The organism is Sporosarcina saromensis, assembly GCF_033253735.1.
GTDB classification, from domain to species: domain Bacteria; phylum Bacillota; class Bacilli; order Bacillales_A; family Planococcaceae; genus Sporosarcina; species Sporosarcina saromensis.
This window is the reverse complement of sequence record NZ_JAUBDI010000044.1, coordinates 1-2,431: the sequence shown is the minus strand read 5'-3', so window position 1 is coordinate 2,431 and position 2,431 is coordinate 1. Positions and strand designations below refer to the sequence as shown.

The 2,431-nt window shown below is 40.5% G+C and carries 2 protein-coding genes; both read left to right on the top strand.

Annotated features, from left to right (window positions below):
• Nucleotides 1–128 precede the first annotated feature (128 nt).
• Complete coding sequence (gene istA / locus QT711_RS19505; protein ID WP_317946917.1) at nucleotides 129–1,649, top strand: IS21 family transposase; 1,521 nt, start codon at nucleotides 129–131, stop codon at nucleotides 1,647–1,649.
• Nucleotides 1,646–2,365 (top strand): IS21-like element helper ATPase IstB, encoded by a 720-nt coding sequence (istB, locus tag QT711_RS19500; RefSeq protein WP_317946916.1) that lies wholly within the window; start codon nucleotides 1,646–1,648, stop codon nucleotides 2,363–2,365. Before istA ends, istB begins: the two co-directional genes overlap by 4 nt.
• The last annotated feature ends 66 nt before the right edge of the window (nucleotides 2,366–2,431 follow it).

Sequence of the window (2,431 nt, the reverse complement as noted above, 5' to 3'; positions counted from 1 at the left end):
TGTTTATGGCACACTAGAAATGTAGAAAACGGCAGCTAATTTATGTATAAAAAAAAGGCCACTTGCCAACATCTGAAAAAATACTTACACTCCTGTTGGGCATTAAGTTCACAGGAGGTAAATAGGAGATGTTAGCAATGGCTGAAATCAATTATATCAGACATGAAACGAATACAAAAGGTCGCAATTATTCTGAAGTAGCAAGACAGATGGGGGTTGATTGGAGAACGGTAAAAAAGTATTCAGAGATGGAGGATTTTAATTTAGAACAACCCATCAAACAAACTAGAAAATCACCTGTCATGGATCCAGTCAAACCGATCATTGATAAATGGTTGTTAGAGGATGCAAAAAAGAAAAAGAAGTTTAGGAGAACAGCGAAGCGTATCTATGAACTACTACGGAAAGAACATGGATTTAAAGGGTCAGACCGTTCTATTCGTGATTACGTATCCAAACGAAAAAAAGAGTTGATAGAGGAAAATGGAGAAGCTGCCCTTCCACTAGACACAAAGCCGGGTGCTGCTCAAGTAGATTTTGGAGAAGCTCCATTCCTTTACCAAGGAGAAGAGGTCATTCGTCATTATTTAGTACTTTCTTTTCCTTACAGTAATGCATTTTTATTTCAAGTTTTCCCTTCACAAAACCGGGAGTGTTTCCTCCAAGGGTTGACCAATATGTTTGCATACTTGGAGGGTGTTCCACACACAATCCGCTTTGACAACTTATCACCAGCAGTGAAAAAGATCTTACCAGATGGTGAACGGGAGTTGACGGAGGAGTTTGAACGATTCGCTGCCCATTACGGTTTTTCATACGAATTTTGTAATCCGAACAGTGGTAATGAAAAGGGACACGTCGAGTCGATGGTCAAATACATACGCAATAATTACCTGTTGCCGTCTGTTCCATACAATACTTTGTCAGACTTAAATGAACAAGCCCTTACATGGTGTATAGAAGACCGAGAACGGCTACATTATGAAAAGGAATTGCCAATTTCCGAACTTCATATGGCAGACAAAGAACGACTTTTACAATTGCCAGGTAAAGCGTATGAATGCATTCGCTATGAGCACGTGAAAGCAGATAAATATGGATTTATACGAATTGATAGGAAGCAATATTCCACTTCTCCTCGGTATGCAGGTCAGGCAGTGACGGCCAAGCTTTCCTTTGATGAGGTATCCATTCTTAATGACCAAAATGAGGTCTTGACCACTCACCCGAGACTCTATGGATCTGAACGAAGGGCGATGGATTGGAAACCATACTTAACGCTAATGGCTAAACGGCCAACAGCACTAAAGTACAGTTCCTTCTATGATCAGCTACCGAATGAATGGAAAGAGTACATTGAGGCATGTTCACTAGCAGAAAAGAAACGAGCACTAGAGCTGTTAGCGGTGATCTTAAAAGAACAAGACTTCCGTTTGCCTACTCAGGCATTGCGTATGGCTTCTGAGCATGGACATCCTACCGCTGAATCGATCAAACACGTATTTTATCAGCTCGTTAACGGACGTGGTATACGTGATACTATTCCGCTTCCAAGATTGCCGGAAAAGCTGCCGTTGGCAGTTACTGTTACGCGTGGGCTCAAGCATTATGACCAATTATTAACTTCGATAGGAGGTGAACGGTCATGAAGGAATTAATTGAAGAACATGCGAAGCGACTGAAGCTTAGTTGGATACGCGAACATTATCACGAGGTAAAAGCGACTTCCCATGAAGAATTTTTATTGAAGCTGTTTGAAAAGGAAGTTCAGCAACGGGAAGAGCGAAAGTTAAACCTACTAATTAAGCAATCTTCATTGCCGGATATATCTGGCAGGCAGTTTGATTGGGATGGTATTCATATGAATGGTGACTTATCAAAAGAAGATGTATTGGAAGGGCGATACATTACGAGAAAAGAGAACCTCATCCTATATGGTGGAGTAGGTGTAGGAAAGACACTGCTCGCCTCTCTGTCTGGATGGAATGCGATTCATCGAGAGCAACGAAAAGTCCGCTTTTACACAGCTGCTCAATTAGTGAATCAGTTACTAGATGCCAATGAGAAAGGCACCCTTGGCAAATTGTATAAACAGATTGAGAACTTGGATTTACTCATATTAGATGAGCTCGGCTACGTGCCATTGCACAAGCAAGGAGCTGAGCTCCTATTCCAAGTATTTAATTTGTGTTACGAGAAACGTAGTGTAATTGTCACCACTAATCTGCAGTTTGGGCAATGGAATCACGTATTTGGTGATCCCATATTAACAGAAGCTTTTATTGATCGCTTAATTCACTATTCTCATTTAATAGTATTTAATCGAGAGAGTTTTCGTCATAAAGAATCTTTACTAAATCGATAAAATGGATGTTGGCAAGTAGCTACATTTTTAACTGCCAAACTATGCATTTCCTACTTGCCAAATACA

Bases quoted from the DNA above. Each gene is read 5' to 3' on its own strand.
- istA (WP_317946917.1), top strand. From the start codon at position 129: ATGTTAGCAATGGCTGAAATCAATTATATCAGACATGAAACGAATACA.
- istB (WP_317946916.1), top strand. From the start codon at position 1,646: ATGAAGGAATTAATTGAAGAACATGCGAAGCGACTGAAGCTTAGTTGG.